The organism is Ancylobacter sp. IITR112, from assembly GCF_041415945.1.
Lineage (GTDB): Bacteria > Pseudomonadota > Alphaproteobacteria > Rhizobiales > Xanthobacteraceae > Ancylobacter.
Window position 1 is genome coordinate 3,639,656 of the sequence record NZ_JBGCUS010000001.1, and the last position, 25,152, is coordinate 3,664,807.

26 protein-coding genes are annotated in these 25,152 nt (G+C 68.1%); 14 read left to right on the plus strand and 12 right to left on the minus strand.

Translation table 11 applies throughout. The features are described 5' to 3' along the window. Positions 1-9 precede the first annotated feature (9 nt). Positions 10-1,113, minus strand: coding sequence for an ABC transporter ATP-binding protein (locus AAC979_RS17320; RefSeq protein ID WP_371348138.1), 1,104 nt, complete (start codon positions 1,111-1,113; stop codon positions 10-12). 714 nt (positions 1,114-1,827) lie between these two features. Between AAC979_RS17320 and atzF the strand changes: the two genes are divergently transcribed. Continuing rightward, positions 1,828-3,615 (plus strand): allophanate hydrolase, encoded by a 1,788-nt coding sequence (gene atzF / locus AAC979_RS17325; protein WP_371349091.1) that lies wholly within the window; start codon positions 1,828-1,830, stop codon positions 3,613-3,615. A gap of 6 nt (positions 3,616-3,621) precedes the next feature. Here the strand turns inward: atzF and AAC979_RS17330 are convergent, their stop codons facing one another. Beyond that, the gene (locus AAC979_RS17330) at positions 3,622-5,064 is read right to left on the minus strand and encodes a mannose-1-phosphate guanylyltransferase/mannose-6-phosphate isomerase (RefSeq protein WP_371348139.1); all 1,443 of its coding nucleotides are present in this window, start codon (positions 5,062-5,064) and stop codon (positions 3,622-3,624) included. A 174-nt stretch (positions 5,065-5,238) separates the two neighbouring features. Here AAC979_RS17330 and AAC979_RS17335 point away from each other — a divergent pair, with 174 nt between their 5' ends. Then, complete coding sequence (locus tag AAC979_RS17335) at positions 5,239-6,600, plus strand: phosphomannomutase (RefSeq protein WP_371348140.1); 1,362 nt, start codon at positions 5,239-5,241, stop codon at positions 6,598-6,600. A gap of 3 nt (positions 6,601-6,603) precedes the next feature. Here the strand turns inward: AAC979_RS17335 and AAC979_RS17340 are convergent, their stop codons facing one another. From AAC979_RS17340 to mdoH, 7 genes are all read right to left on the minus strand, one after another. Beyond that, positions 6,604-7,518 carry an alpha/beta fold hydrolase gene (locus AAC979_RS17340; protein WP_371348141.1) on the minus strand — a complete coding sequence of 305 codons (915 nt, stop codon included), beginning with the start codon at positions 7,516-7,518 and terminating at the stop codon, positions 6,604-6,606. Positions 7,519-7,698: 180 nt separating this feature from the next. Next, positions 7,699-7,902 (minus strand): hypothetical protein, encoded by a 204-nt coding sequence (locus tag AAC979_RS17345; protein ID WP_371348142.1) that lies wholly within the window; start codon positions 7,900-7,902, stop codon positions 7,699-7,701. Between the two features lie 157 nt (positions 7,903-8,059). Further along, positions 8,060-8,608 (minus strand): hypothetical protein, encoded by a 549-nt coding sequence (locus tag AAC979_RS17350; protein WP_371348143.1) that lies wholly within the window; start codon positions 8,606-8,608, stop codon positions 8,060-8,062. Positions 8,609-8,640: 32 nt separating this feature from the next. Next, the gene (locus AAC979_RS17355; protein ID WP_371348144.1) at positions 8,641-9,078 is read right to left on the minus strand and encodes a hypothetical protein; all 438 of its coding nucleotides are present in this window, start codon (positions 9,076-9,078) and stop codon (positions 8,641-8,643) included. Continuing rightward, positions 9,036-9,530, minus strand: a complete 495-nt coding sequence (locus tag AAC979_RS17360) for a rhamnan synthesis F family protein (RefSeq protein WP_371348145.1) — start codon at positions 9,528-9,530, stop codon at positions 9,036-9,038. Before AAC979_RS17360 ends, AAC979_RS17355 begins: the two co-directional genes overlap by 43 nt. Next, positions 9,485-9,715 (minus strand): hypothetical protein, encoded by a 231-nt coding sequence (locus tag AAC979_RS17365; protein ID WP_371348146.1) that lies wholly within the window; start codon positions 9,713-9,715, stop codon positions 9,485-9,487. Before AAC979_RS17365 ends, AAC979_RS17360 begins: the two co-directional genes overlap by 46 nt. Positions 9,716-9,909: 194 nt before the next feature. Further along, complete coding sequence (mdoH, locus tag AAC979_RS17370; RefSeq protein WP_371348147.1) at positions 9,910-11,721, minus strand: glucans biosynthesis glucosyltransferase MdoH; 1,812 nt, start codon at positions 11,719-11,721, stop codon at positions 9,910-9,912. Between the two features lie 155 nt (positions 11,722-11,876). Between mdoH and AAC979_RS17375 the strand changes: the two genes are divergently transcribed. From AAC979_RS17375 to AAC979_RS17390, 4 genes are read left to right on the plus strand one after another with little or no spacing between them, the layout of a single operon-like run. Next, positions 11,877-12,878, plus strand: a complete 1,002-nt coding sequence (locus AAC979_RS17375; RefSeq protein WP_371348148.1) for a zinc-binding alcohol dehydrogenase — start codon at positions 11,877-11,879, stop codon at positions 12,876-12,878. Between the two features lie 8 nt (positions 12,879-12,886). Beyond that, on the plus strand, positions 12,887-13,288 hold the full coding sequence (locus AAC979_RS17380; RefSeq protein WP_371348149.1) for a 6-pyruvoyl tetrahydropterin synthase family protein: 402 nt from the start codon (positions 12,887-12,889) through the stop codon (positions 13,286-13,288). Positions 13,289-13,297: 9 nt separating this feature from the next. Continuing rightward, on the plus strand, positions 13,298-14,344 hold the full coding sequence (locus AAC979_RS17385; protein ID WP_371348150.1) for a glycosyltransferase family 4 protein: 1,047 nt from the start codon (positions 13,298-13,300) through the stop codon (positions 14,342-14,344). Next, positions 14,341-15,177, plus strand: a complete 837-nt coding sequence (locus AAC979_RS17390) for a class I SAM-dependent methyltransferase (protein WP_371348151.1) — start codon at positions 14,341-14,343, stop codon at positions 15,175-15,177. The genes AAC979_RS17385 and AAC979_RS17390 overlap by 4 nt, the downstream gene beginning before the upstream one ends. A gap of 18 nt (positions 15,178-15,195) precedes the next feature. Here the strand turns inward: AAC979_RS17390 and AAC979_RS17395 are convergent, their stop codons facing one another. Next, positions 15,196-15,765 carry a cytochrome b gene (locus AAC979_RS17395; RefSeq protein ID WP_371348152.1) on the minus strand — a complete coding sequence of 190 codons (570 nt, stop codon included), beginning with the start codon at positions 15,763-15,765 and terminating at the stop codon, positions 15,196-15,198. Further along, entirely contained in the window at positions 15,752-16,477 is a 726-nt protein-coding gene (locus AAC979_RS17400) for a RibD family protein (RefSeq protein ID WP_371348153.1), read from the minus strand. Before AAC979_RS17400 ends, AAC979_RS17395 begins: the two co-directional genes overlap by 14 nt. A 133-nt stretch (positions 16,478-16,610) precedes the next feature. Between AAC979_RS17400 and ribA the strand changes: the two genes are divergently transcribed. The 7 genes from ribA to AAC979_RS17435 all read left to right on the plus strand — a co-directional run bounded on the left by ribA (position 16,611) and on the right by AAC979_RS17435 (position 22,847). Further along, positions 16,611-17,780, plus strand: coding sequence for a GTP cyclohydrolase II RibA (gene ribA / locus AAC979_RS17405; protein WP_371348154.1), 1,170 nt, complete (start codon positions 16,611-16,613; stop codon positions 17,778-17,780). A gap of 317 nt (positions 17,781-18,097) precedes the next feature. Then, the gene (locus AAC979_RS17410; RefSeq protein ID WP_371348155.1) at positions 18,098-19,057 is read left to right on the plus strand and encodes a tripartite tricarboxylate transporter substrate binding protein; all 960 of its coding nucleotides are present in this window, start codon (positions 18,098-18,100) and stop codon (positions 19,055-19,057) included. Positions 19,058-19,710: 653 nt separating this feature from the next. After that, positions 19,711-20,061 carry a helix-turn-helix domain-containing protein gene (locus AAC979_RS17415; RefSeq protein WP_371348156.1) on the plus strand — a complete coding sequence of 117 codons (351 nt, stop codon included), beginning with the start codon at positions 19,711-19,713 and terminating at the stop codon, positions 20,059-20,061. 162 nt (positions 20,062-20,223) lie between these two features. Next, positions 20,224-20,892, plus strand: a complete 669-nt coding sequence (locus AAC979_RS17420; RefSeq protein ID WP_371348157.1) for a hypothetical protein — start codon at positions 20,224-20,226, stop codon at positions 20,890-20,892. 124 nt (positions 20,893-21,016) lie between these two features. Further along, a complete protein-coding gene (locus AAC979_RS17425; RefSeq protein WP_371348158.1) occupies positions 21,017-21,733 on the plus strand; it encodes a hypothetical protein in 717 nt (238 codons plus the stop codon). A 306-nt stretch (positions 21,734-22,039) separates the two neighbouring features. Beyond that, positions 22,040-22,459, plus strand: a complete 420-nt coding sequence (locus tag AAC979_RS17430) for a NucA/NucB deoxyribonuclease domain-containing protein (protein ID WP_371348159.1) — start codon at positions 22,040-22,042, stop codon at positions 22,457-22,459. Continuing rightward, positions 22,446-22,847, plus strand: coding sequence for a hypothetical protein (locus tag AAC979_RS17435; protein ID WP_371348160.1), 402 nt, complete (start codon positions 22,446-22,448; stop codon positions 22,845-22,847). Before AAC979_RS17430 ends, AAC979_RS17435 begins: the two co-directional genes overlap by 14 nt. Positions 22,848-22,909: 62 nt before the next feature. On the opposite strand, the gene AAC979_RS17440 is transcribed toward AAC979_RS17435, so the two are convergent. Beyond that, positions 22,910-24,049, minus strand: a complete 1,140-nt coding sequence (locus AAC979_RS17440; protein ID WP_371348161.1) for a hypothetical protein — start codon at positions 24,047-24,049, stop codon at positions 22,910-22,912. A gap of 531 nt (positions 24,050-24,580) precedes the next feature. On the opposite strand from AAC979_RS17440, the gene AAC979_RS17445 reads away from it, so the two are divergent. After that, positions 24,581-25,105: an RNA polymerase sigma factor gene (locus AAC979_RS17445; RefSeq protein WP_371348162.1), complete on the plus strand. Its 525-nt coding sequence runs from the start codon at positions 24,581-24,583 to the stop codon at positions 25,103-25,105. Positions 25,106-25,152: the final 47 nt, after the last annotated feature.

The window sequence follows — 25,152 nt, forward strand, 5'->3', positions numbered from 1 at the left end:
GCGGAGGTTTCACGCCGCGTCGAGGGCGCGGCAGTCCTGCGCGCGCCATGCCAGCGGAATGCGGGAGCCGGGGGCGAGAACCGGGCGGTCCTCGACATTGCCGAGCTTCACGACCACTTCGGCGCCGCCGTCGAGCACGCAGCGCACGCGCACATGGTCGCCGAGGTAGATCGTCTCGGCGATCACAGCCTCGAAATGATTATCGAGCGCGGCGCCGGGCGGGGCGATCTTCACCCGCTCGGGACGGATGGAGAGCAGGCAGTCCTCGCCCACCCGCGCCGCATCGGTCAGCGTGGCGGTAACGACATCGCCATTGGCAAGCACGACCGAGCACAGCGTGCCGTTCGCCGCCTCGATGCGGCCGGGCAGGCGATTGTTCTCGCCGATGAACTGGGCGACGAAGGAATTGGCGGGGTTCTCATAGAGTTCGGCCGGCGGCGCCACCTGCTGGATGATGCCGGCATTGAACACGGCGACGCGGTCCGACATGGTCAGCGCCTCGCTCTGATCATGGGTGACATAGACCACGGTGATGCCGAGGCGCTCATGCAGATGGCGGATTTCCATCTGCATATGTTCGCGCAATTGCTTGTCGAGCGCGCCGAGCGGCTCGTCCATCAGCACCAGCTTCGGTTCGAACACCAGCGCGCGGGCGAGGGCGACGCGCTGCTGCTGGCCGCCGGAGAGCTGGCCGGGCATGCGCGCGGCGAAGCCGCCGAGATGCACCATGTCGAGCGCCCGGGCGACACGCGCGGCGATGTCCGCCTTCGCCACGCCCCTTACCTTGAGGGGATAGCCGACATTCTGCGCCACGCTCATATGCGGGAACAGCGCGTAGTTCTGGAACACCATGCCGATATTGCGCTTCTCCGGCGGCAGGGCGTCGATGCGGGCGCCGTCGAGCATGATGTCGCCGGAGGTCGGCGTCTCGAAGCCGGCCAGCATCATCAGCGTCGTCGTCTTGCCCGAACCGGACGGGCCCAGCATGGTGAGAAATTCGCCGCGGCGGATGCGCAGGCTGAGATCTTTGACCACCAGCACCTCGCCATCATAGCTCTTCTGGACGCCAGCGAACTCGACGAAACTCTCGCTGGCACTTACCGGAAGCTTCATGGTTCCTCCTCGGGGGCCGTGCGGCGTGCGGTGAGCGCCGCACGACACGCCGGCCATGGCATCGTGACCGCAGAACCCCGGCATAGCGGCGACGCCGGGAACCCTGCCGGCCTACCTCCCGCAAACCCCATGCCAAGCCCTGCCCGGCGTCGTGCCGGATAGGGCTTCCCAAAAAAACTATAAAGATATCAGATTGTTATGAGATCTTATCGGGAGCCGGGAACTTCCGCCGCACGGATTGATCCCCCGCCGCCGTCGATGGCTGGCGCAGATGGGCACCGGCCTCGCCGGCCCCTGCGGAGGAAAACATGATCAAAAACTAGGCTTGCCGTATTTTATGGCCATGCCGGGGAAAAACGCTGCGTCAGCGGAGGGTTGCGCGACGAACGGCAGCGGAGCGCGCCCGGGCTGGCGGCGGCATGCCGCCAGCGTGGCATGCCCGAACCGTCATCCGCACTGTACACAGGCGACCTCCGCCCAAGCGGGCGGCGCGGCGCGCGCGGGAATGATCCTTTTACGAGCGCAGCGCGGCGGCCAGCGGCCGATTTCCCCTACGACATCAACACTTCAGGCCGACCGCAAGGGCGTGACGGGCGGCCAGCACCGCGGCGTCGGCTCGTTCTGTATACAATGATCGCTTATTTGCTTAAGCCTGTGGCGGAGTGTTGCGGCGCTGCCTACCATGCCGCCTTCGTCACCTTTGAGGGCCTGCCCATGCCGCGCGATCTCGCCTTCACCCTCCCCACGCTCCGCGCCGCCTATGCTGGCGGGCTGCGGCCGGAAGCGGTGATCGCGGAAGCCTTTGCCCGGCTGGATGCCCTCGCCGATCCCGGCATCTTCCTGCACGAGGCGCGGGCGAGTGCCCTTGCGCAGGCGCGCGCCCTGGGAGCGCCGGACGGACGCCCGCTCTGGGGCATTCCCTATGCCGTGAAGGACAATATCGACGTGGCGGACATGCCGACCACCGCCGCCTGCCCCGACTTCGCCTATGAGGCATCGGCCGACGCCTTCGTGGTGGCACGGCTGCGGGCGCTGGGCGCGATCTGCCTCGGCAAGACCAATCTCGACCAGTTCGCCACCGGCCTCGTCGGCGTGCGCACGCCCTATCCCGTGCCGCGCAACGCCCTCGACCCGGCGCTGGTGCCGGGCGGTTCCTCTTCCGGTTCGGCGGTGGCGGTGGCGCGCGGGCTGGTGGCGTTCGGCCTCGGCACCGACACCGCCGGCTCCGGCCGGGTGCCGGCGGCGCTGAACGATATTGTCGGGCTGAAGCCGAGCCTCGGCGCGCTGTCCTCTGCCGGCATGGTGCCGGCCTGCCGCACGCTCGACACCATCTCGATCTTCGCCCACAGCGTCGCCGAGGCGTGGGAACTGTTCACCCTCACCGCCGGATTCGACCCGGAAGACCCATGGTCGCGTCCCCTGCCCCATCCGCAACTCGCGCCGCTGCGGGGGACGGTGACGGTCGCGGTGCCCGATGGCGCGAGCCTGCGCACCTTTGGTGACGATGCGCAGGCCGCCCATTTCCGCGCCACCCTCGAACGGCTGCGGGCGACGGGGGCAACGCTGCGCGAGATCGACCTCGCGCCGTTCTATGCCGTTGCGGAACTGCTCTATAGCGGCCCCTGGGTGGCCGAACGCGCGGCCGCGGTGGGCAACCGGCTGACCGAGGCGCCGGAGACGCTGCATGAGGTCACGCGGGCGATCCTCACCCCCGGCCTCGCGCTTTCCGCCGTCGATGCCTTCCGGGGGCTGTACCGGCTGCAGGAATTGCGGCGGGTCTGCGCGCAGGCGCTGGAGGGCGCCGATTTGCTGTGCGTGCCGACCATTCCCTGCTTCGTCACGCGAGAGGAAATTGCCGCCGACCCGTTCGGACCGAACAGCCGGCTCGGCACCTATACCAATTTCGTCAATCTGCTCGATCTGTGCGGCATCGCCGTGCCGACGGGTCCGCGCCGCGACGGCCGGCCCGGCAGCCTGACCGTGCTGGCGCGCGCGGGCGAGGATGGCCGCGCCGCCGCGCTGGCGCTGCGGATCGAGCGCGGGGGGGCGCCCGGGCGCGTGGCGGAGAACGGCAGCGCCGAGGACGAGAGCGCGGAGGACGAGATCGCCGAGGACGAGATCGCCCTTGCCGTCTGCGGCGCCCATATGGCCGGCCTGCCGCTCAATGGCGAACTGACCGGGCGCGGCGGGCGCTTCCTGCGCGAGGCGCGCACCCGCTGCGACTACCGGCTGTTCGCCCTGCCCGGCGGCCCGCCCGCCCGGCCGGGCCTGCTGCGTGTCGCCGAGGGCGAGGGCGCCGCCATCGCCCTCGAAGTGTGGGCGCTGCCGCGCGCGGCGGTTGGCGATTTCCTCGCCGGCATCCCCGCCCCGCTCGTCATCGGCACGGTGGAACTGGAGGACGGCCACTCGGTGAAGGGCTTCCTGTGCGAGCCGCACGGGCTCAAGGACGCGCGCGACATCACCGCCAGCGGCGGCTGGCGGGCGGCGCTGGCGGAGGAATAAGCGGGGCTATCCCTTCGCCCCCTGCCCGCGCGCATAGACATCCTCGTAGCGGATGATGTCGTCCTCGCCCAGATAGGTGCCGGTCTGCACCTCGATCAGCACCATCGGCACCTTGCCGGGGTTTTCCATGCGGTGCACCGCGCCGAGCGGGATGTAGACCGACTGGTTCTCGGTGAGCAGTTGCGGCGTGCCGTCAATGGTGACGCGGGCGGTGCCGGAGACGACGATCCAGTGCTCGGAGCGGTGATAATGGCTCTGCAGCGACAGCGACGCGCCGGGATGCACGACGATGCGCTTGACCTGGAAGCGGTCGCCCAGCGCCAGCGTCTCGAACCAGCCCCAGGGCCGGTGATCCCGGGGGAAATGCTCGGCCTGGCGCGCGCCGCGCGTCTTCAGCGCCGTCACCGCCTGCTTCACCTCCTGCGAGCGGGAACGGTCGGCCACCAGCACCGCGTCCGGCATGGCGACGACCAGCATGTCCTTCAGCCCGATGCCGACCAGCTCCAGCCCCTCGGCTTCCGAGCGCAGCAGCGAATCGGCGCAGTCGATGGCGGTGACGGGCCCATGGGCGACGACATTGCGCGCATCCGCCTCGCCCTCGCGCATGACCGAGGCCCAGTCGCCGAGATCGGACCAGGCGCCGGTGAACGGCACCACGTCGAGATTGTCCGAGCGCTCCATGATCGCGTAGTCGATGGAAATATCCTGCGCCCGCAGCCAGGGCTCCGGCGCGAGGCGCAGGAAATCGAGATCGCTCGACGCCTGCTCCACCGCCTGCCGCACCGGGGCGAGCATGTCCGGAGCATGCGCCGCGAAGGCGCGCCGTGCCGTCTCCACCGAGAACAGGAAGATGCCGGCGTTCCATAGATAATGCCCGTCCGCCAGCATGGCGCCGGCGCGGTCGGCATCCGGCTTCTCGACGAAGCGGCGCAGCGGCACCGGGGCGAGGGCCTCGCCATCCGGCGCATGGGAAAGCTCCAGCCAGCCATAGCCGGTTTCCGGCCGGGTCGGGCGGATGCCGAAGGTGACGATGCGCCCGGCCTGCGCGGCGGGGAGGCCGGCGCGCACGGCGGCGGAAAACGCCGCGCTGTCGGGCACAACCTGGTCGGAGGGCATCACCAGCAGCAGCGCGTCGGGATCGCGCGCCGCCAGATAGTGCACGGCGGCGAGGATGGCGGGAGCGGTGTTGCGGGCGCTGGGCTCGATCAGCACCGCGCCGGGCGCGATGCCGGCCTCGTCGAGCTGCTCGGTGACGATGAAGCGGAAATCGGCATTGGTGACGATGAGCGGCGGGCACACGTCCGGGCCGGACAGGCGCCGGGCCGCCGCCTGGAACAGCGTTTCACCGTCCCCGAGCTTGACGAACTGCTTGGGGAAACTCTTGCGCGACAGAGGCCACAGGCGCGTGCCGGAGCCGCCGCAGAGAAGAACGGGATAGAGGTGAGCCATGGAGCCTTGCACGTCACGCTAACGACATGGCACCGCACGCCGGCACCAGGGCGCGGAGTTTGGGCGGGCCATGGCTGAAAGGCAAGGCGGATCAAGCGCCTTGATCTCTCCCCGCGAAGTCCGTATCGCCGGCGAACGCCGCCGTTGCGCGGCTCCGCTGCGAAAGGCTCGCTCATGCTCACCTGCTTCAAGGCCTATGACATTCGCGGCCGGCTCGGCGAGGAACTGAACGAGGCCATCGCCCGCCGCATCGGCCGCGCCTTCGCCGAAGGGCTTGGCGCGCGGCGGGTGGTGATTGGGCGCGACTGCCGCGCCTCGTCGGAGGCGCTGGCGGCAGCCTGCACCGAGGGGCTGGTGGCCGGCGGGGTGGAGGTGCTCGACCTCGGCCTGTGCGGCACCGAGGAAATGTACGCCGCCGTCACCGACTTTGCCGCCGATGGCGGCATCGAGGTGACCGCCTCGCACAACCCGATGGACTATAACGGCATGAAGCTGGTGCGCGCCGGCTCCGCCCCGCTCGACACCGCGACGGGGCTGGCGGCGATAAAGGCGCTGGCGGAAGGGCCCGAACTGCCGGACCGGCCGGGTGGTCGGGTCGTCCCGGCGGAAGGCGCCCGCGCGGCCTATGTCGAGCGCGTGCTCTCCTTTGTGGACACGCGGGCACTGCGCCCGCTCACCGTGCTGGTGAACGCCGGAAACGGCGCGGCGGGGCCGACCTTCGACGCCTTGGCGGACGCTCTGGAGGCGCGCGGGGCACCGCTCCGCTTCATCCGCCTGCACCATGAGCCGGACGGGGGCTTTCCCCATGGAATTCCCAACCCGCTGCTGCCCGAGAACCAGCCGGTCACCTCAGAGGCGGTGGTGGCCGCAGGGGCCGATATGGGGGTGGCGTGGGACGGCGATTTCGACCGCTGCTTCCTGTTCGACGAGACCGGGCGGTTCATTCCCGGCGAGTATGTTGTCGGGCTGCTGGCGCAGACCTTCCTCGCCAAGGAGCCCGGCGCCACCATCGTGCATGATCCCCGCGTGGTGTGGAACACGCGCGACTGCGTCGCCCGCGCCGGAGGGAGGGCCGTGCAGGCGCGCACCGGCCACGCCTTTCTCAAGCAGGCGCTGCGCGACACCGGCGCGGTCTATGGCGGTGAAATGTCGGCGCATCACTATTTCCGCGACTTCATGTGCTGCGATTCCGGCATGATCCCCTGGCTCTTGGTGGCCGAATTGATGGGGCGGAGCGGGCAGACGCTGAGCGCGCTGGTTTCGGCGCGGATGGCGGCCTTTCCCTCCTCCGGCGAGATCAATTTCCGCCTCGCCGACCCCGCCGCGGCGGTCGCACGGGTGGAAGCCGCCTTCGTCGGCGCGACCCCGGCGCGGGACGAGACGGATGGGCTCTCGCTCGATTTCGGCGCGTGGCGGCTGAACCTGCGCCGCTCCAACACCGAGCCGCTGCTGCGGCTCAATGTCGAGGCCAGGGGCGCGCCGGACGAGGTCGCCCGGCGCGTGGCGGAGATCACCGCGCTGATCGAAGCCGGCTGACGCTCAACCGCCCGGCAGCGCCGCCACCACATGATCCGGCCAGGGGTTGCGTCCCTCGCGCAGAAAGGTGAGCGTGTCGCGCCAGAAGCCCGCCGCGTGGCTGTCGTGGAACAGGCTGAAATGGCCGATCGTCTCCCTTCCGTAATCGGCGGGAGCGAGGCGCACCAGCGTGCGGCGGGCGCCGGTGTAATAGCCGAGCGTGCGGGTGAGCGCCGGTACCGTGCCGAGCGGATCGTCGCTCATCGCCACGGCGAGGATGTCGGCCCGCACCATCGCCATGCGCGCGCACGCCGCCGCGCGCTCGGGGCGCGGGTGGCTGGCCTCGAAGCGCGGGCCGCGAAAGCTCCATTCATGCGCGACTCCGGCCGGCAGATCTTCCAGCCAGCCGAGCCGCTTGCCGGGGAAATAGCCGAACAGCGCGGTGAGCACCGGCATGGCGACGTGCCATTTCAGCAGCAGGGCGGCGCGCTGGCGCGGCGCATAATCGCCCCACCACGCATATTGCGCGCCCATGGTGAGCAGGCGGGTGACGCGCGCGCCCCGCTCGGCGAGACCAGGCAGGAAACCGCCGATGGAATGGCCCACCACCATGAGCGGCGCATCGGAGCGCGCCAGCATGAAGCCAAATGCGGCGTCGACATCGCGCTCGCCCCAATCGCGCCAGCGATAGCCGCAGCCGCGCAGGCGCGCCGGGCGCGAGAGGCCGATGCCGCGATAATCGAAGGTCAGCACCTCGAAACCGTGGCCGGCCAGGAAGCGGGCATAGCGGTGGTAATAGCGCGCCGCGACGCCGGTTGCCGGGTTGATGACGACGGCGCCATGGGGCGGCCCAGGCTCGGCTGCCGTCCAGACATGGCCCCCGAGCCTTACGCCGTCCCGGCAGGTGATTGCTACCGGATGCGCCTCGCTGTCGTTCATTCTCCTGTCTCCCGCCCCCCTGCGCATCAGGGCGACGGTTGAAGCCATCCCCGCTTTTTGCGTCAGTATAGCTGACCGGTGGGGGCCGGAGACAATCGGGCGGAACGCGCCCGGCGCGGTGCGAAAGGCGTTCGGCCCGGCCGCGGGCCGGGCCGACAGGGTGTCGACGGTGCGCTGCGCTCAGTTGGCGGAGCGCATATTGCCTTCAACCTGCTCGCGAATGGCGGCGGCGGCGTTCCGCGCGGTCACGGTCTCGGTGGTGTTGCGGCCCTCGACGAGGGTCTGGGCGGGCGCAGGCGCCGGGCGGGTGGCCGCCGCCTCGGCCGAAACCGCGCCGAGCACGAGGGTGGTGGACAGAACGGCGAGGGTGAGGAACTTGTTCATCGGTCTTCTCCGGGTTTCGACGCCACGGCATGTGGCCTCATCACCCCGAAAGGTTAGGCGCCCGACCCCCTTGCCCGGTATCACGCCTAGGCTCAGCCGGTTAGGCGATTGAGATGATCACGCCCATGCTTTGGGATGGGGGGAGCAAACGCGGGCATCAGAACCATCGCCGCAGCCGGCGGCGCAGATCACGCACGGCGCGACGCAGCGTGGTCTTCAGCCGATCGAGCCGAAGCGCCGCCACCACGCGATCGCGCAGGGCGGTGAGGGTGACGATGACCCACGCCACCCAGGGAAGCGTCATCAGCTTGGGCCTGCCGGCGGAATAGATGCGCTCGATGACGACGAAGCTGACGAGATAGGCCAGGAGAAACAGCACGGTGCCGGCCTTCGGCCAGCCATCGGCGATCCACACCAGCGCGACGAATTTCAACGGCTCGATGGTGACATAGGGGACGGCCAGAAGCACCAGGATGGTCCAGACCGAGCGCGCGGCGATCCAGCGCTCGAAGGCCCGCATGATGCCGAGCGCCGCCAGGCGGGCAATGAGCGGGCGATAGAACGGGCGCACCAGCTCGTCGAGCAGGATCAGCGGCGCACAGAGCAGGCGGAACAGCACGCCCAGCGCCGCGCGCAGGGGGCGCCGACCGGGGCCGCCCCCGGGGTCGGTGCGGTTCCGGCGCGGTGGCGGTCCAGAAGGCTCCATCCGCTCCTTATGACGAGCGCGGCGCGCGGTGGCTAGAGTTCCAGCAGAAAGCGCAGCCGCGCCCGGCCCTGCAATTGGTAGCCTATGCCCTTGGCGCCGTACTCGGCCAGGATCTCCGTCTCGCGCCCTTCCGTGTCGCCCGCCCGCAGCAGGGCTTCCAGCTCATAAAGGTGATATTGCTGGCGAAACAGAAGATCGCGCTTGATCAGCGGCGACCCGAGAAAGCGGCGGAAGAGAAAGCGGCGGAAGAGAAAGCCGCCGGAGTGAATCTGCGAGCGGGCGAGAACCGCTTCCAGCAGCCGCGTCAGGACCGTTTCCCGCTCCGGCGCAGCGCTCAGCACCGGGGCACGCAGATCGAGCGGGAGATGGGCGGCGAGGCTGCGCAGGGTGGGCACGTCGAGGCCAGCAAGGACCGCGCGCAAATCGGTCAGGTTGAAGACCACCTCGACCGACCTGGCCTCACGCAGCATGCAGCGGGAGCTGCCCACCTTGCCCTTGCCGATGGCCAAGGCCGGGCGTTGACCGGCAGATAATTGCGCCAGAACGCCTGGAAGGCCGGCCGCTCCAGCATGTGGCGCGAGATCGAGTAGCAGAAGGACTGGATGTGGTGGCGAAGCTCCCAGTTCTCGAAGGTCGCGCAGACATCGCAGGAGGAGGTCGCGAGCTTCCGGAACATCTCGGCGAGACCTGAGCGGAAATAATAGACGCTGTCACTCATGATCAGCAGGCGTTCCGGCGGATCGTCGAGCAAGGAGAGAATGCCGTCACGGTAGCCGCCCATGTCGCGGCCGGCATTGTTCCGCAGCAGCACGCGGTGAACCTGCGGCAGAAGCTCCGCCAGCCGCTCCTCGCCGAGCGGATGATTGACCACGAGCGTCACATTGACGCCGACTTCCGCCAGAGCGTCGAGCGCGTTGCGCACATACCAGGGGTCGCGCGCGGCTGCCAGATGAGAAAGATCGCGTGGAGATTACCGGGATGGTGCCGCTCGCCCGGCACCTCGACCGGCGTGGCTTCCAGACGCAAGGCACCGGCGAGGCGGGCGCGCAGGACATGCAGCCGGTAATCGACCAGATCGACATAGGCCTTGCGGAAACGGAAACGCATGGATCAACCGAGAAAACGTGCGCCGACACTCCCGCTCGGGACACGCCGAACGGCGATGAGCCCGGCGCAGGCGCGCCGCCGCGCCCTGTCAGCCCGACAGGCACTACATGAATACCCCATGAGAGACGACAGGCGGCGCGGGCTGCTTTTCAGCCATTCCAAGAATGGCGCAGGGGCGGCGCCCGCCGCGCCGGCTAGGCCCCGACTTGCTGCGCCTGCAGCGCCCCGAGGCTTCCCGTCGGGAACGCCTCCTCCGGCGTCGCGCACAGGCCCCGGCGGGTTAGCCATCGACCGAGCGCCGGCTCGGCGGTGAGCACCGCGAAGGGCACGGCGGCGAGCAGCGCCACCAGCATGGGCAGCGCCCAAGGCAGCGCACCCGGCGCGAAGCCGGCGAGCAGCGCCGCCAGCGCGGCACCGAACAGGAATTGCGGCCACAGGCCGGCGAGAGCGGTGCGCCAGGACAGCCGTTCGGCATCGCGCGCCTGCGCCTCCCACGTCACCGTGCGGCCGAACAAGAGGCCGAGCATGAAAAGCGCGATGCGGAAGGCCACCACCGGCCCCAGCAGAACCGAAAACACGAATTCCGCCAGCGCGCCGCCTACCAGCCGGCCGGTTCCGCCATAACGCTGCCGCTCGCCGGCGCGCAGCACCACGTCGAGCAGGCCGGCGATCTTGGGCGCGAGGCTCATCGCGAACATGGCGGCGAACAGGGTCAGGCCGAGAGCGGCGGGAAAGGGGGCGTCCGTCGTTTCCGTGTCGAATACTTTCAGCGCCGCCACGGCGACGAACGCCATCCAGGCGACGGCGCCGAGATACATCAGCATCGCCCAGGCAATCTGGAAACGGCTCATCGGCTTGAGGCCAGGCAGGGTGAGCAGGCGCCAATACTGCATGTTGCCCTGGCACCAGCGCAGATCGCGGCGGGTGAATTCGGTCAGATGCGGCGGGTTTTCCTCGTAGCTGTCCATCTCTTCCGGCAGTACCCGCACCTCATAGCCGGCGCGGCGCATCAGCACGGCTTCGATCTGGTCGTGGGAGAGAATGGGACCGGCGAGCGGGCCCTTGCCGGGCAGGTTCGGGAGGCGGCAGTGCGCCTTGAACGGGGCGATGCGGATGACGGCGTTGTGCCCCCAATAGGGACCGCAATCACCCGCCCACCATGAGGCGCCCATCGTGTAGGAGCGCATGCCGTGGCGCATGCCGAACTGGAAGATGCGGGCGAAGGGCGAGGGCGACGGCAGGCCGACCACCAGGCTCTGGAGAATGCCAAGCTGTTGATTGGCCTGCATGATCCGCACGAGGCGCAACGTCGCCCCGGCACCGAGGAAGCTGTCGGCGTCGAGCGTGATCATGTAGTCGTAGTCATCCCCCCAGCGGTCAAGGAAATCGCGTATATTACCGGCCTTGAAGCCTTCATTGCTGGTGCGGCGGCGGTAGTGAAGCGATGACGTTCCGCCGCTCTCCGCCCGCCAGGCGGCGAATAATCGCTCCTCTTCCGTCGCTATTTCCGGCTGATTTGTGTCAGACAACACGAACCACGCGAAGGCGTCTCCCGGATGAATTTGCGAAAGCTCGCCCTGCATGGCCCGCAGGCGGGCGAAAGCGCGGGCGGGATCTTCGTTGCGCAGCGTCATCACCATCGCGGTGCGGGCGGTGATCGGCGCGTCATCCGTGGCGCGGACGGCATAGGGATAGACGGAGCGGCGCGCGTCGCCGGGCCCGTGCAACAGCCATAAGCCGATGATGGCGTTCCAGAATCCGAGGATGGTCCAGGGCGTCGAGATACAGAAGGCGACGAGCAGCAGCCCGTCCAGCACGGTGATGCCGCCATGACCGATGAGGTGGATGAAAAGGCCGATGAGACCGAAATAGGTCACGCCGATCAGCGTGAACACCAGCGCCCGGCGCCGGGCCAGTTCCCGCACCGTCTGCACGCCGGTGGGGGTGAGCCGCGCGCGCTCACCAAGCGTGAAGCGTCCTTCGGCGATGTTCTCGTCCACACTCATGCGGGTCCCCGGATCGGCGCTGGCGAGCGGCCACCATGGTCGCGCTCCGCAGGCTTGTACGCGCCCCGTGGCGGGTGGTTCACGCGCTTTTGGGGATCTAACCGGACCGTGATGCTGTTATGCACGCGGAAAGAGCGGCAGGGGTGGCATCCGCGATGGACGACAGATCGGAGATGAGCCGGCAACTCTGGTGCGCCGGCCCGGGCCGCTACGAGCTGCGGCGCGCCCCGCTGCCCGCGCGGGCGGGCGACAGCGACGACGCGGGCGAAACGCTGACCATACGCGCCCTCGTCTCGGCGGTGAGCCGGGGCACGGAGCGGCTGGTGCTGGACGGCGCGGTGCCGGCGGGCGAGCGGGGGCGCATGCGGGCGCCGTTCCAGAATGGGGATTTCCCCTTCCCCGTCCACTATGGCTATCAGAGCGTCGGCGTTGTCGAGGACGGGCCGGCGGACTGGATCGGCCGCACCATCTTCGCGCTCTTTCCGCATCAGGACCGCTACCGTCTCCCGCTCGCGGCGGCGATGCCGGTGCCGGAGGGCCTGCCGCCCGCGCGGGCGGCCCTCGCCGCGAATATGGAGACCGCGCTCAACGCGGTGTGGGATTCCGGCGCCGGGCCGGGCGACCGCATCACCATTGTCGGCGGCGGGGTGGTCGGGCTGCTGCTTACCGCGCTTACCGCACGGCTTCCCGGCGCCGAGGTGACGCTGGTGGATGTGAACCCGGCGCGCGAAGGGCTGGCGCGCGCCTTCGGCGCGGCCTTCGCCATGCCGGACGCCATCGGCGACGATGCCGACCTCGTCTTCCACACCAGCGCCAGCGCCGCCGGCCTCGCCACCGCGCTTTCGGCGGCGGCGTTCGAGGCGAAGGTGGTGGAGGTGAGCTGGTTTGGCGGCCACGCCCCCGCCGTGCCGCTGGGCGAGGCCTTTCACAGCCGGCGGCTGCAACTGATCGGCTCGCAGGTCGGCTGCGTATCTCCTTCACGGCGGCCGCGCTGGCCGCATGCGCGCCGGCTGGCCAAGGCTCTCGCTTTGCTCGACGATGCGCGGCTCGACCAATTGGTCAGTCATGTCGTCGCCTTTGACGAGGCGCCGCACCGGCTGCCGCCACTTCTGACCGGGGGCGAGGACGCGCTGGCGATCCTGCTCGATTACCGATGAGGGATGCCATGTACTGTGTCGAAGTCCGCGATCGCATCATGATCGCCCATTCGCTGCCCGACCCGTTCTTCGGCCCGGCGCAGGGCCTGCACGGCGCGACCTTCGTGGTCGATGTCGCCTTCTTCCGCGCCGAACTGACGGCGACGCAGGTGGTGGTGGATATCGGCGCCGCGCTCGACGTGTTGAAGGCGACGCTGGCGCCGCTCGCCTATCAGAATCTCGACACGCTGCCTCAGTTTGCCGGCAAACTCACAACGACCGAATTTCTCGCCCGCTATATTTTCGACGCCATCGCCGCCGCCGCGCGGAGCGGCGCGCTGGGAGAGGACGGGCACGGGCTGGCAAAGATCAAGGTGACGCTGCACGAGACCGACCTCGCCCGCGCCAGCTTCGAAGCTGGCCTCGGCTGAGGCGGCGGCGTGGACGCTTTCACCTTCGCCATTCCCGGTGATCTGAGCCTGCCGACGGGCGGCTATGCCTATGACCGCCGGGTGATCGAGGAGGCGCCCGGCGCCGGCGGGATGCTGACCCCGCTCGCCCTGCCGCCCGGCTTCCCCTTTCCCACCGGCGCGGAACTGGAGGCGAGCGCGCAGGCGCTCGCCGCCCTGCCGCCCGGCCAGAAGGTGCTGATCGACGGGCTCGCCTTCGGCGCGCTGCCGGTGGACCTGCTGCAGGCGCTGGGGCGGCCGCTGGCGGCGTTGGTGCACCATCCGCTGGCACTGGAAAGCGGGCTCGGCGAGGGGCAGCGGGCGGCGCTGTTCGCCAGTGAAAAGGCGGCGCTGGCCCAGGCGCAGGCGGTGATCGCCACCAGCCCCGCGACCGCGCGGCGGCTGGTGCAGGATTACGGCGTGCCGCCGGGGCGGCTCTGCGTCGCCCTGCCGGGCACCGACCCCGCCCCCCGGGCCCGTGGCAGCGGGCAGCCGCCGCGTCTGCTGGCGGTGGGCGCGGTGATTCCGCGCAAGGCGCATGGCGTGCTGGTGGAGGCGCTGGCGCGGCTGACCGATCTCGCCTGGGACTGCCGCATCGTCGGCGCCACCGACCGCGATCCCGCGGAGACCGCGCGTGTTTCCGGGCTGATCGACACCCATGGCCTTGGCGACCGCATCCGGCTCACCGGGGCGCTGGCGCCGGAACTCCTCGCGGAGGTATTCGACGACGCCGATCTGTTCGTCACCGCCTCGCTGTTCGAGGGCTATGGCATGGGGTTGACGGAAGCGCTGGCGCGCGGCCTGCCGCTTGTCGCCACCCGCGCCGGGGCCATTCCCGACACCGTGCCGGCGGAGACCGCCCTGCTGGTGGAACCGGGCGACGCGGCAGGCCTCGCGCAAGCGCTGCGCGATCTGATCGCGGCGCCGCACACCCGCGCGCGCCTCGCGCAAGCGGCGTGGCGCCATGGCCAGAACCTGCCGAGCTGGACCCAGACCGCGGCGACGGTGCTCGCCGCCCTGAAGGAGATGCCCCGATGAGCGGCTTTGCTGCCGACTGGCTGGCCCTGCGCGAGCCGGTGGACCATGCCTCCCGCAACCCGGCGCTGCTGGCGCGGGTGAAGGCGCATTTCGCCGGGCGTGACGCGCTCACCATTGTCGATCTCGGCTGTGGCACCGGCTCCAATCTTCGCGGCCTCGCCGCCGACCTGCCGCCCCGCCAGCACTGGCACCTGATCGACGGCGACAGGCTGCTGCTGGACCGGGCGCGCGCGGCCCTGGCCTCCTGGGCCGATCGGGCGGAAAGGGCGGGCGAGCGGCTCGTGCTGCACCGGGACGGGCGGGTGATCGAGGTGAGCTTCGAACAGGCCGACCTGACCCGCCGCAGCCTCGACTTCGCCGCGCTCGGCGCCGAGCTGGTGACCGCCGCCGCGCTGTTCGACCTCGTCTCCGAGGACTGGCTGGAACGCCTTGTCGCCGGCCTCGCCGCGCGCCGCCTGCCGCTCTATGCCGTGCTCAACTATGATGGCGAGGCCGAATGGTCGCCCGCCGAGCCGCTGGACGGCCGGGTGATCGCCGCCTTCAACCGCCACCAGCGCGGCGACAAGGGCTTCGGGCCGGCGCTCGGGCCGGCCGCCAGCGAGGCGCTGGCCCAACTGCTGCGCCAGCATGGCTACCGCTATGGCTCGCTCACCAGCCCGTGGGTGCTCGGCCCTGGCGAGGCGGCGCTGATCGGCGCCCTCACCGATGGCTTCGCGCAGGCGGCGGGCGCGATCGAGCCGGAGCGGCGGGCGGACTTCGCCGCCTGGGCGCGCGCGCAGGCCGCGGCGCAGACGGTGCGGATCGGCCATCGCGATGTGTTCGGCCACCTCTGAGGCGGCGCGGGCGCCGGCTCAGACCGGGGGCCACATCCGCGCCATCACCCCGTCGCGCTTGATCAGACGGTGATAGAGCGCGGCAGCGATATGAGCGAGCGCCAGCACGCCGAGAAGCTGCGCCAGCAGGCCGTGCAGGCCGAGAATCCGCTTGGCCAGCGCCTCGTCGGGCGCCAGCAGCGCCGGCAGATCGAACAGGCCGAACACGTTGAGCGCGGGATAGGCCGAGACCCCGGCCCAGCCGAGCAGCGGCACGACAAGCAGCAACAGATACAGCGCGGCATGCACGAGGCTTGAGACCACCCGCTCGAACGGGGTGAGCGGTTCCGCCCGCGCCGGCTCGCCCCGGCGCAGCCGCACCAGCACCCGCAGCACCACCAGCCACAGCACCAGAAAGCCGACGAATTTGTGCAGGCTGTAGAGCGAGCCGGTCAGCGCGTCGAAGCCGGTCGCTTCCCCGCGCGCCACCATATAGAGCCCGAGCGGGATGAGACCGATGACGAGGAGCGCGACCACAAAGTGCAGCAGACGGGCGGTGGGTGCGTAGCGATAGCGGGCCGCCAGCACGTTCCGATCAGACGCCGACATCCGTCTCTCCCTCGCCGGTTCCGCGCAGGTCACAGTCGCAGAGAATATTGCCATCGTCGAGCAGATAGGTATCGACGCGCGGCCGCAGCGCGCCGTCCAGCCCGTCGATCGGCCGCAAGGCGAGGCCCGGCCGGCCGGAGCCGAGAATGATCGGCGCGACGCAGACATGCAGCCGGTCCACCTGCCCGGCGTCGATGAAGCGCGAGACGGTGGAGGCGCCGCCCTCCACCAGAATGCGGCGATGGCCGCGCGCCGCCAGCGCGGCGATGAGCTTAGCCGGCTCGAAGATATCGGGCTCATCCTGCGCGCCGATCCGCTCGACCGCCTCCGGCCAGCCGGCGTCATTATGGGTGAACACGATTCTGTGACAGCCGTCCGGCGCGAGCCATTTGGCGTCGCGCGGCGAGCGGCCGGTGCGGTCGATCACCGCCCGCGCCGGGCTGCGCCCCGGCACCCGGCGGGTGGTCAGGCGGGGGTTGTCCGCCACCACCGTGCCGACGCCGACCACCACCACATCCACCAGAGCGCGCAGCCGGTGGAGATGGTCGAGCCCACACAGGCCGTTGATATCGCGTGATTTTCCCGTCGGCGTGGCAATCCGGCCGTCGAGCGACTGGCCGAGCTGGGCGACGACATAGGGCGTGGCGCGCGGCCGCAGCAGCGGCTCATAGAGCGCGGCCAGCGGGTCGGTCGGTAGCTCACGACGATTCACGTAAAGGCCCCCCGCTGCTTGCTGTTCGCGCACTGAACGATGAGAGGCCGGCGGCGTTGCTGGTCCGTTGGCGCCCTACATCCGTAGCTACTACGTGCAACTCACGGAAATGGTGCAGCGGGAGAAAATTCAAATGAGCAGCAGCGCGACGACCGCCGGCACGATGACGAGCCTGTTCGGCGACACCTCCCTCACCGAGGCGGAGCGCGCCATCGCCGAGATGCGCGCCGGGCGTCCGGTGGTCATCGCGCAGGCCGGGCGGCTGTTTCTGGCGGCGAGCGCGGAATATGCCGATGCCGGCCGGCTGGCGGCGCTGGACGAGTTGACCGGCGGCACGCTGCAACTGGTGCTGACCCCGGCGCGGCTGCGCGCCCTCGGCCGGCCGGAATGGAGCGAGCCGATGGCGCTGCCGGCCGCCGGGCTCGGCAGTGCGCGGATCGAGGCGCTGAGCGCGCGCCAGGCGAGCGGCGAGGAGGCGAGGACACGCGCCGGCACCGCCCTGCCGGACGAACTGGCGGCCCCGCACGCGGCCGGCGCGGCGGCGCTGCAGCTCGCCACGCTGGCGCTGATGCTGCCAGCGGTGCTGGTCGGCCCGCTCGCCCCGGCGGCGCTGACCCTGCCGGCGCTGACCGTGCGCGCCGAGGCGATCACCCGCTATGGCGAAGACCGCGCCACCCATGTCGAGATCGTCTCGCGCGCGCCTGTGCCGCTGCTCACCGCGCGCAATTGCGAATTCGTCGTGTTCCGCGGCGGCGAGGGCCTGCGTGAACAGGTGGCGGTGGTGGTGGGCGCGCCGGACCCGGCGCGGCCGGTGCTGGTGCGGCTGCATTCCGCCTGCCTGACCGGCGACCTGTTCGGCTCGCTGCGCTGCGACTGCGGCGACCAGTTGCGCACCACGGTGGCGACCATGGCGCAGGCCGGCGGCGGGGTGCTGCTCTATCTCGACCAGGAAGGACGGGGCAACGGCATCGCCAACAAGATGCGCGCCTACCGGCTGCAGAGCGACGGGCTCGACACCTATGAGGCGGACGAGACGCTCGGCTTCGATCTCGACGCCCGCCGCTTCGACTTCGCCGCCGCCATGCTGCGCCAGCTTGGCTATGAGCGCGTGGTGCTGATGACCAACAACCCCGAAAAGATCGCCGCGCTCACCCGCGCCGGGCTGCAGGTTTCCGGTGTCGAGCGGCTCTATGGGCGGCGCGGGGCGGACAATATCCGCTATCTCGCCGCCAAGCGCGACCGCGCCGGACATTTCCTCGATCTCGACGCGCTCGACCATCACGCCCCCGCCTCCTGCGGCTGAGGCGGACTCTCCCCGTTCCCCAGGGTCTTCCTGCCGGAAGGCCCTCCTTTGACCCCGGCGCCCCCGCGCCGGGGTCTTTTTTATGGCCGGCCTGTCCCAGGTCGAGCGCCCTGCTTCGCCCATGTCGAACCCCGCACGGCGCCGCTACTCGCCCGCTCCGCTCCGCGCCCGCCGGCCGGGCCGAGGAACGACGCGCCTGATCGCGCGCCTGAGCCAAGGCGACGCATCCCGCGCCAAAGGGAGCCGCGCCGCCCGCCCCTGACACATCGCCGGGAGACCGCCCGTCAGAGGCGGCCCCGCATCCCTGGGAGGAAACCATGCGAAAGACCCTGACCGGCTTTCTGAGCGCCGTGCTGGCCCTGGGGCTGGGAACGCTCAGCCTCACTGCCGAACCCCTCCCCTACCCGCACAAGGTCGTTACCCTCGTTACCCATTCGAGCCCAGGCGGCGGCAGCGACCTGTTGCTGCGCCAGCTGTCGAAATATCTCGGCAAATATATCGGCGCCACCTTCGTCGTGGAGAATGTGCATGGCGGCAGCGGCGCCAAGGCGATGGCCCGCGTGGCGGCGGCCCCGGCCGATGGCAGCGTGTTCTACGCCGCCACGCCGACCTATATCCACACCTCGCTGCTCTCCAAGCCGTCCGTCACCTATAAAGACCTGGAACCGCTGGCCAATCTGTTCGCCGACAGCGAAGTGATCTACACCCGCGCCGACGGCCCGCTCACCAGCCTCAAGGACGTGATCGACAGGGCGAAGAAGGAGCGCGTCCGCTGGGGCGCCTCCAACCCGACCTCGCTGGAGAGCCAGGCGGCGGAACGGCTCAAGCGCGCCGCCGGCGTCGACGCCACCCTCGTCACCCATGAGGGCGGCGGCGAAATCATGCTCAACGTGCTCAACGGCACGTTCGATATCGGCATCGGCGAAATCCAGGAGATCCGCTCGCAGCTCGACGCCGGCAAGATCCGCCTGCTCGCCACCTTCAACCCGCAGCGCATCCCGGAAAAGCCTGACGTGCCGACGGTGAAGGAAAGCGGCTATGATGTGACGGTGGTGAAGTTCCGCGGCCTTGCCGGCCCCAAGGGACTGCCGGACAACGTGACCAAGCTGTGGGACGAGGCGATCAAGAACGTGCTCGCCGACCCCGACTACAAGGCGCGCTACACCGAGGAGGTGCTGGTGCCGAACTACATCCCGCACGCGCAGTACCAGGCGTTCATCACCCATTTCGCCGACACGACCGAAGCGTTCCTGAAGGAAACCGGCGCGGTGAAGTAACCGCCGGCGACGAGGCCATTGACGGGCCTTTGGCAGGGCCGTCCATGGCCTCTGCGCGTATGATGGCCTCTGCGCGCATATCGGACGGCGCGGATGGCCCGCGCCCTCCTCCCACCCCGGGAAGTGCTCTAACTCACTGATTACACGCAATTCCTATCGCAAAACCGCGCGGCCCCTTTGTGGGAATGGCTCTCGACAAGACTCTGGCGCGGCCGGCGGCTCACATCGCCCGCGCCGCGCGGCGGGCGCGCCGGGCGCGCTTGCACGGGCGCTTGCACGAAATCGCCGATGCGCCGCGGGTTGTCCACCAAAAGCCGTTCGGACGGCGCCGCGATGTCGGCGTCGCCAGCTTCACTGACGCGCCGGGCGATGTCAGCGAGCGGTTACGATCGCACCATCGGCTGCCGCACGGACGGCCATCGACGGACCTCCCTCATGTATATGTCGGCCTTCTGGTTCATAAAATAAATAATTTATACATTTTGCTCGGAAGATGCGCGTCAGATATCTATCTGCCCGCGTCATTCATATGATGTTCTTTGGTCGACCTCCCCTTCAACTCAGATGTGAACGCTCCCTGTTCTCGACATAATCGAAAAATCCGCTGGCGCAGAGCGCCCTGAGCGCGTTGATCTCAGAACATGGAGAAGACGATGAGTGAAGATCCCGCACGCGGCGAGCGGATTCGGCACGCGATGTTTGTCCGGAACTTCAGCAAGACACAGGCACTGGCAAGGGAATTGAACGTTTCGGTCGCGGCAATTTCGCGATGGCAGAACGGAGGACACGTCTCATTACAGCGCGCCTGCGAATTCGCGGCCCGGCTCGATGTATCCTTGGATTGGCTCCTGCTCGATCGCGGCAGCCTCGACTGGCACAAGCATGACCGCGTCACGGCCATCGAAATGCAGTTTCTGGAATCCGTTCGCGACCAACCCGCTGCGATCCGCACCGCCCTTCGCGATCTCGTGGAGGCCCTGGCCTCGAGCCGGCAATTGCGCTGAGCGCAACAAAAGCGGCATCTTTTGAGCACTGTGAAACAACTTGAAGTTGCGTAACAATTCATTTCTACCCACGATACGTTATCACCTGGCGTCGCTCTTACCCGTGCGCCAGTTGATCGTTGTCGCCAATGACGATGCAACGCTATTTCTGGAGCAACACTCATGTCGACGCTACTGACGATCAACGTCAAGAACCTCGAAGCCGCGACTCAGAACTTCTATTTCTTCCAGCAACCGGCCAACTACACCGGCGGCGGCGCGGTTTACAGCAACGCGCTCTACACGCAGAGCCTCGGAAACTATCAGTCCACCGGCGGGTTGTTGACCTTCCAGGTCAACCTGCAGTACTACGCCGGCATTCAGCAGGCGAGCAATCAGGTTCCGCAGGTCGGCCAGAGCTCGGGCTTCGCGTCGGCCATCCGCGCGATTGATCTCGCGCCGGCGTCGGGCACCGCCGATGACTGCACCACCGCCTCGGTGAACCCCCTCGGCCTGTCGCCGCCCACGGTGGGACAGGGTGTGCAGGAGGGCGCCTTCCGCATCATCACCCCGATCTATCAGCCGCCCGCCGTCTACAATGTCGGCTCCGCGGTGCAGGTGAACGGCGGTGTCGTGCTGTCGAACTTCGTTGTCGCCAACCCGGCGAGCAACACCGACTGCCAGCCGATTCTCACCTACTATGTGCAGACCGGCAGCTACACGCCCGGCACGGTGATGAACTTCACGCAGTCGAGCGTCGGCGCAGCGAAGTGCGACTTCACCGGCGGCCATACCATCATCGACGTTACCCTGAAAGCTGACGGCAGCTGGTCGACGCAGATCATCCAGTAACGCATCCCGGTTCGGCGGCCGCTCTGGATGGAGTACCCCGCACCCTCCTGCGGCGGCCGCCGCTCACCCGTCAAACTCAAGTCAAGCTGAACAGAAGCCATCCGCATGGGCTGAGGAGCAGACGATGGGGGCGCAATACAAAATCATCGTCAAGAACATGACGAGCAACAACGCCAGTTTCTATGTCTTCCAGCGGCAGGCAAGCTTCACGGGATCAGGCTCGGGCGCGACCGTGTATTCATCAAGCCTTGCCACCGGACAGCTTGCTCCCAGCGCGAGTTCGGGAGCGCAACTGGAGTTTGGCTTCGACATTCAGGTTTATGCCGGGGCCGTCTGCCGAAATCCGACGACTTCTTTAGCCGTTAAATCTGCAAACACGTTGACCAGCACCGCCTTCAACACGGCGAGCTTGTCGGCGGCTGTGCAGCCCATCAGCCTGACCACGGTGGGGGTGAATACGTCCGCCAACTACACAAACCTGTTGCTCAACCCTCTCGGGCTGTCCGCTCCCTACAACCAAGCGGGGCTTTCGGTTGGCTGCTTCGGCTTCCAGGTGCCGATCTTCGGCCCGAGCGATGTCGAAGACCTCTTTTGCGGCTGCGCGATGATCAACCAGGACAGCAGTATCGTCCTGTCAAGTTTCCTGACGCCGAAGCCCAGCAGCCAGCTCTACTGCGCACCTCTGCCTATCTTCTACGTCAAGATCGGCGCAATACCGGTCGGACAGATCATAATTTACGACACTGGCAACGCCGGGCCGTGTGATTTCACCTCCGGCGCGCGAGTTATATCGGTCGAATACAACCCGGATGGCACATTCACCGTGACGGTAGACGCCTAGAAGCACCCGCTTCGCACCTGAATCGCCAGAACTGCCTGAACCGCTGACCTCTGCGACGAGCTCTCGCGGAACGCGACAGTGTCGCCTGAAGCATCAGTAAACCAACCGTCCTCAACCCGGCTTGCATCAATTCTGGTGCGGGAATGGGAAGACTTTTGCCTCGGAAAACTCAGATGAACAAACTGAATCTTGCACTTATATCGGCCACCCGCCGCCGCTTCACTGCCCGAACACTCGGCTCCACGCTCCTGTTCATCCTCGCAGCGGCCCAGAGCACGACAGTCGCAGCCCAGACGGTTACCTTTGATGGTGTCAATCTGCCCTGCATCACCTACAATATCGCAACCGCTCTGCAGGCCGGCCGGCCGGCCGGCGCAGTTGACGCGGACCACCAATCAGCAGGTCATTACCCAAAACCGGCAGGCCTCCTGCGGCGGTGTCTATGCCCAGACCGTCACGCAGCTCAACCAGCTGGCGGGCGGGACCGTGTTGTCGTGCGATGAATACGCCTTCGCCAGCACGGTCCAGGGCGGGGCTGGCAACCAGTCGATGATCGTTCCGTTGATTGAAAATAATAGCCAGGGAGGTATTTTGTCCGGGTTCTACACTCAAAATAACATTGGTGACGGCACCAATTTCAATGTCGCCCTCACCAATATACCGCAGGCGAACCAGCTGAACCTCGCCGTCGTGAATGGAGTGAACGTCTGTTATGGCGGCAACTGAGCGACTTTATGCCGGCACCCACTACGTCAACTATGGCCAGATCGGCCTGTGGGACAAGGCGGACCTGTCGGCATATCCAGTCCCGAACGGCCCCCTCCCGTGGTGGGGGCCGAAGGGCGTCGTGGTGCCAGCGCGCGATGATGGCGACGTCGCCGTCTGCGTCGCCGTCGAACCCACCGCCATTGATGACGGATATGTTCTTCTTACGTCCGGCGACATGGACGTGGGCGACAGGGGCCTCACCGTTGGCAATGTGACGACCGCGAGCATGGCGGACGTCGCCGTACCGCAGGGACGCTACGGTGTTAAATGCTACTATCGCGGGAAAGAGCCCTCAACGGCGATGGAGTTGTTCTTCGCGCTATCAGTGCGGGGCGACACGCCGTGATGGTGCTCGGCGGGCTGCTGCTGATCGTCGAGGGCCTGCGCGCGCCGATGTGAGGCGGCGCGTCAAGCCTTGGACGGTTGACCGAGGATATGCCGAACAAGAGGGGCCGTCTGCGCCTCGGCATTCATCTCCTCGCGATGATAGCGTCGCGCCGCCTCCTTTGCGCTCTTGAGCCAGGCCGCATCGAGCAGGCGGTCCGCGAGCTGGTCCGCCCCCTGTTCCGGATCGGTCGGATCGAAGGCGATGGACAGCGAGTCCGGCAGGTAGCGCAGGCCCGGATTGCCGGCATAGGCGACGGCGAGCCCGGCGGCGATGTACTCGCCGACCTTGTTCGACGCGGCGGAGAGGAAATAGGCCTTCCAGAAGGCATTGGCGTTCTCCGCCTCCGCCACCGGTGCCCAGTGCAGCCCCGCATCGTAGGAGGGCAGGAGGGCGTAGAGCTCGGCTTTCGGCAGTTGCTCCAGCACCCGGTAGCCGGGATGCACAATGATCCCACGCGCGATCTCGACCATGCGCCGCGTGGCCTCGGGCTGGTTGGGGGCACCGTAGAGGTACCAGTCGAGAGTGATACCGCGGGAACAGAGACGGTCGAAGAACCGCGTCAGCCGATCGCGATCCATCGAGGTCAGAACATGGAAGGAACTGGTAAACACCACTCTCGGACTTGACGGCGGTCGGTCGACAGCCGGCGGGGGCGTGGTCAGCACCGGTGAAAGGCGGATGACGAAGCCCGGAGCCACCAACTTCGGCCAGTCCCGCCGCCGCCAGCTATGCCGCAGATCGCACACGTCGACATAGGCGTCGAGAAGTGACGCCAACCGGCCGATGAATTTCATGTGGCGATTGTCATAGTAGTCGCAGAAAAAGGCGGCGATACGGGTACGGCGGAACGGAAGCGCCATTTTATAGGCGAGTGCCGTCACTACCAGTTCGTGCTCGGCGATGATCCAGTCCGGTTGGAAGCGGGCGAGGATTGACAGCCCATCGCCATGCAAAAGGGCGAGGGCACGCAGGCCCTTTCGGTTCGCTTTGCGCGGCAGGCGCGTATGGGTGATGCCTTTTGGGAGGGGTGGCTGCAGGTCTTCCGGACGGTCTCGTGATGCGACGAGAACATCGGCCCCCTCAGCCGCCAGCCCCAGGGCGACATTGTAGAGCCCCGGAAAAGTGGCCAGCGCATACGACGAAAGAATAGCTACCCTCACCCAGCTTCCCCTGACTCCAAACGAGGGCCTATCCGTCCGACGCCTCTGGCTGCCCGCTGCGTCAGCAGCTATGCGCGCCCGACTACCCGCTGACAAGCGAGCGCGCGCAACAGATAGAAAAAATGTTGACGTTGGGTCCTTTATGTCCATCCAGAGCCACGTCGGGTCCGCGCGACGGCCCGCCGCCTGTCGGGCGCGCGGGCGCCACCTCCCATACTCCTGCAGCCCCTGCGACAGAGCCGCTGACGCGACCGGGGACTGCGGGTCCGGCGCGGCCTGGTCGTTACTGCGGCGCCACACGGGCCGCGCAAATCTTGGCGGGCGGCGGGGATGTTTGCGTGAGGATGCCGGGCGGCGGGCGTGCGCAATGCCCGGAAAAACAACAGGAGTTCGCCATTGCTGGAATCATTCCTGATTTGCGCGCGGCAATGCTTTAGAACTCATATAATATATTGTTATTGCTAGACTTTTTTATTGAAGCTAGAGGAGCCTCATCAACCATCCGATGACGCGACACCTCTGCATCCGGCGATGACAACGGCAGCACCCCCCGCCAGCGACCTGATATCCTTCTACGTGCTGCAGTGGAAAACCTTGCGGCAGGCGCTCAGAAATCGCGTCGGCTCCCGCGAACTCGCCGAGGACGCGCTGCAGGAAACATGGATGCGGCTGGCGGGCATGACCGAGAAGGCGGGGACGATCCATGACCGCCAGGCGTTCATCCTGCGCGTGGCCTCCAACATCGCCATCGACCTGGAGCGACGCGAAAGGCGGCACCGCTCGCGCTGCATCAGCGATGACGTCGTGCTGGAAGCGATTGCCGATGCCGGCCCCTCGCCCGAGGTGGTGGCCATCGACCGCGACCGGCTGCGCCGGCTCGCCGTCGCGCTCGCCCGCCTGCCGGCCAAGCCGCGCCAGGCGCTGCTGCTGAACCGCTGCGACGGGCTTTCGCACCGGGAGATCGCCGCGCGGCTGCGCGTCTCCGACAGCATGGTGGCGCGCTATCTCGCGCAGGCGCTGCGCCATTGCCGCGACCATCTGCGCGAGGCCGCTTGAGGCCCGTGGCCGGGTCATGCGACGGGATGCGCCCGGGAAGGCTCGTG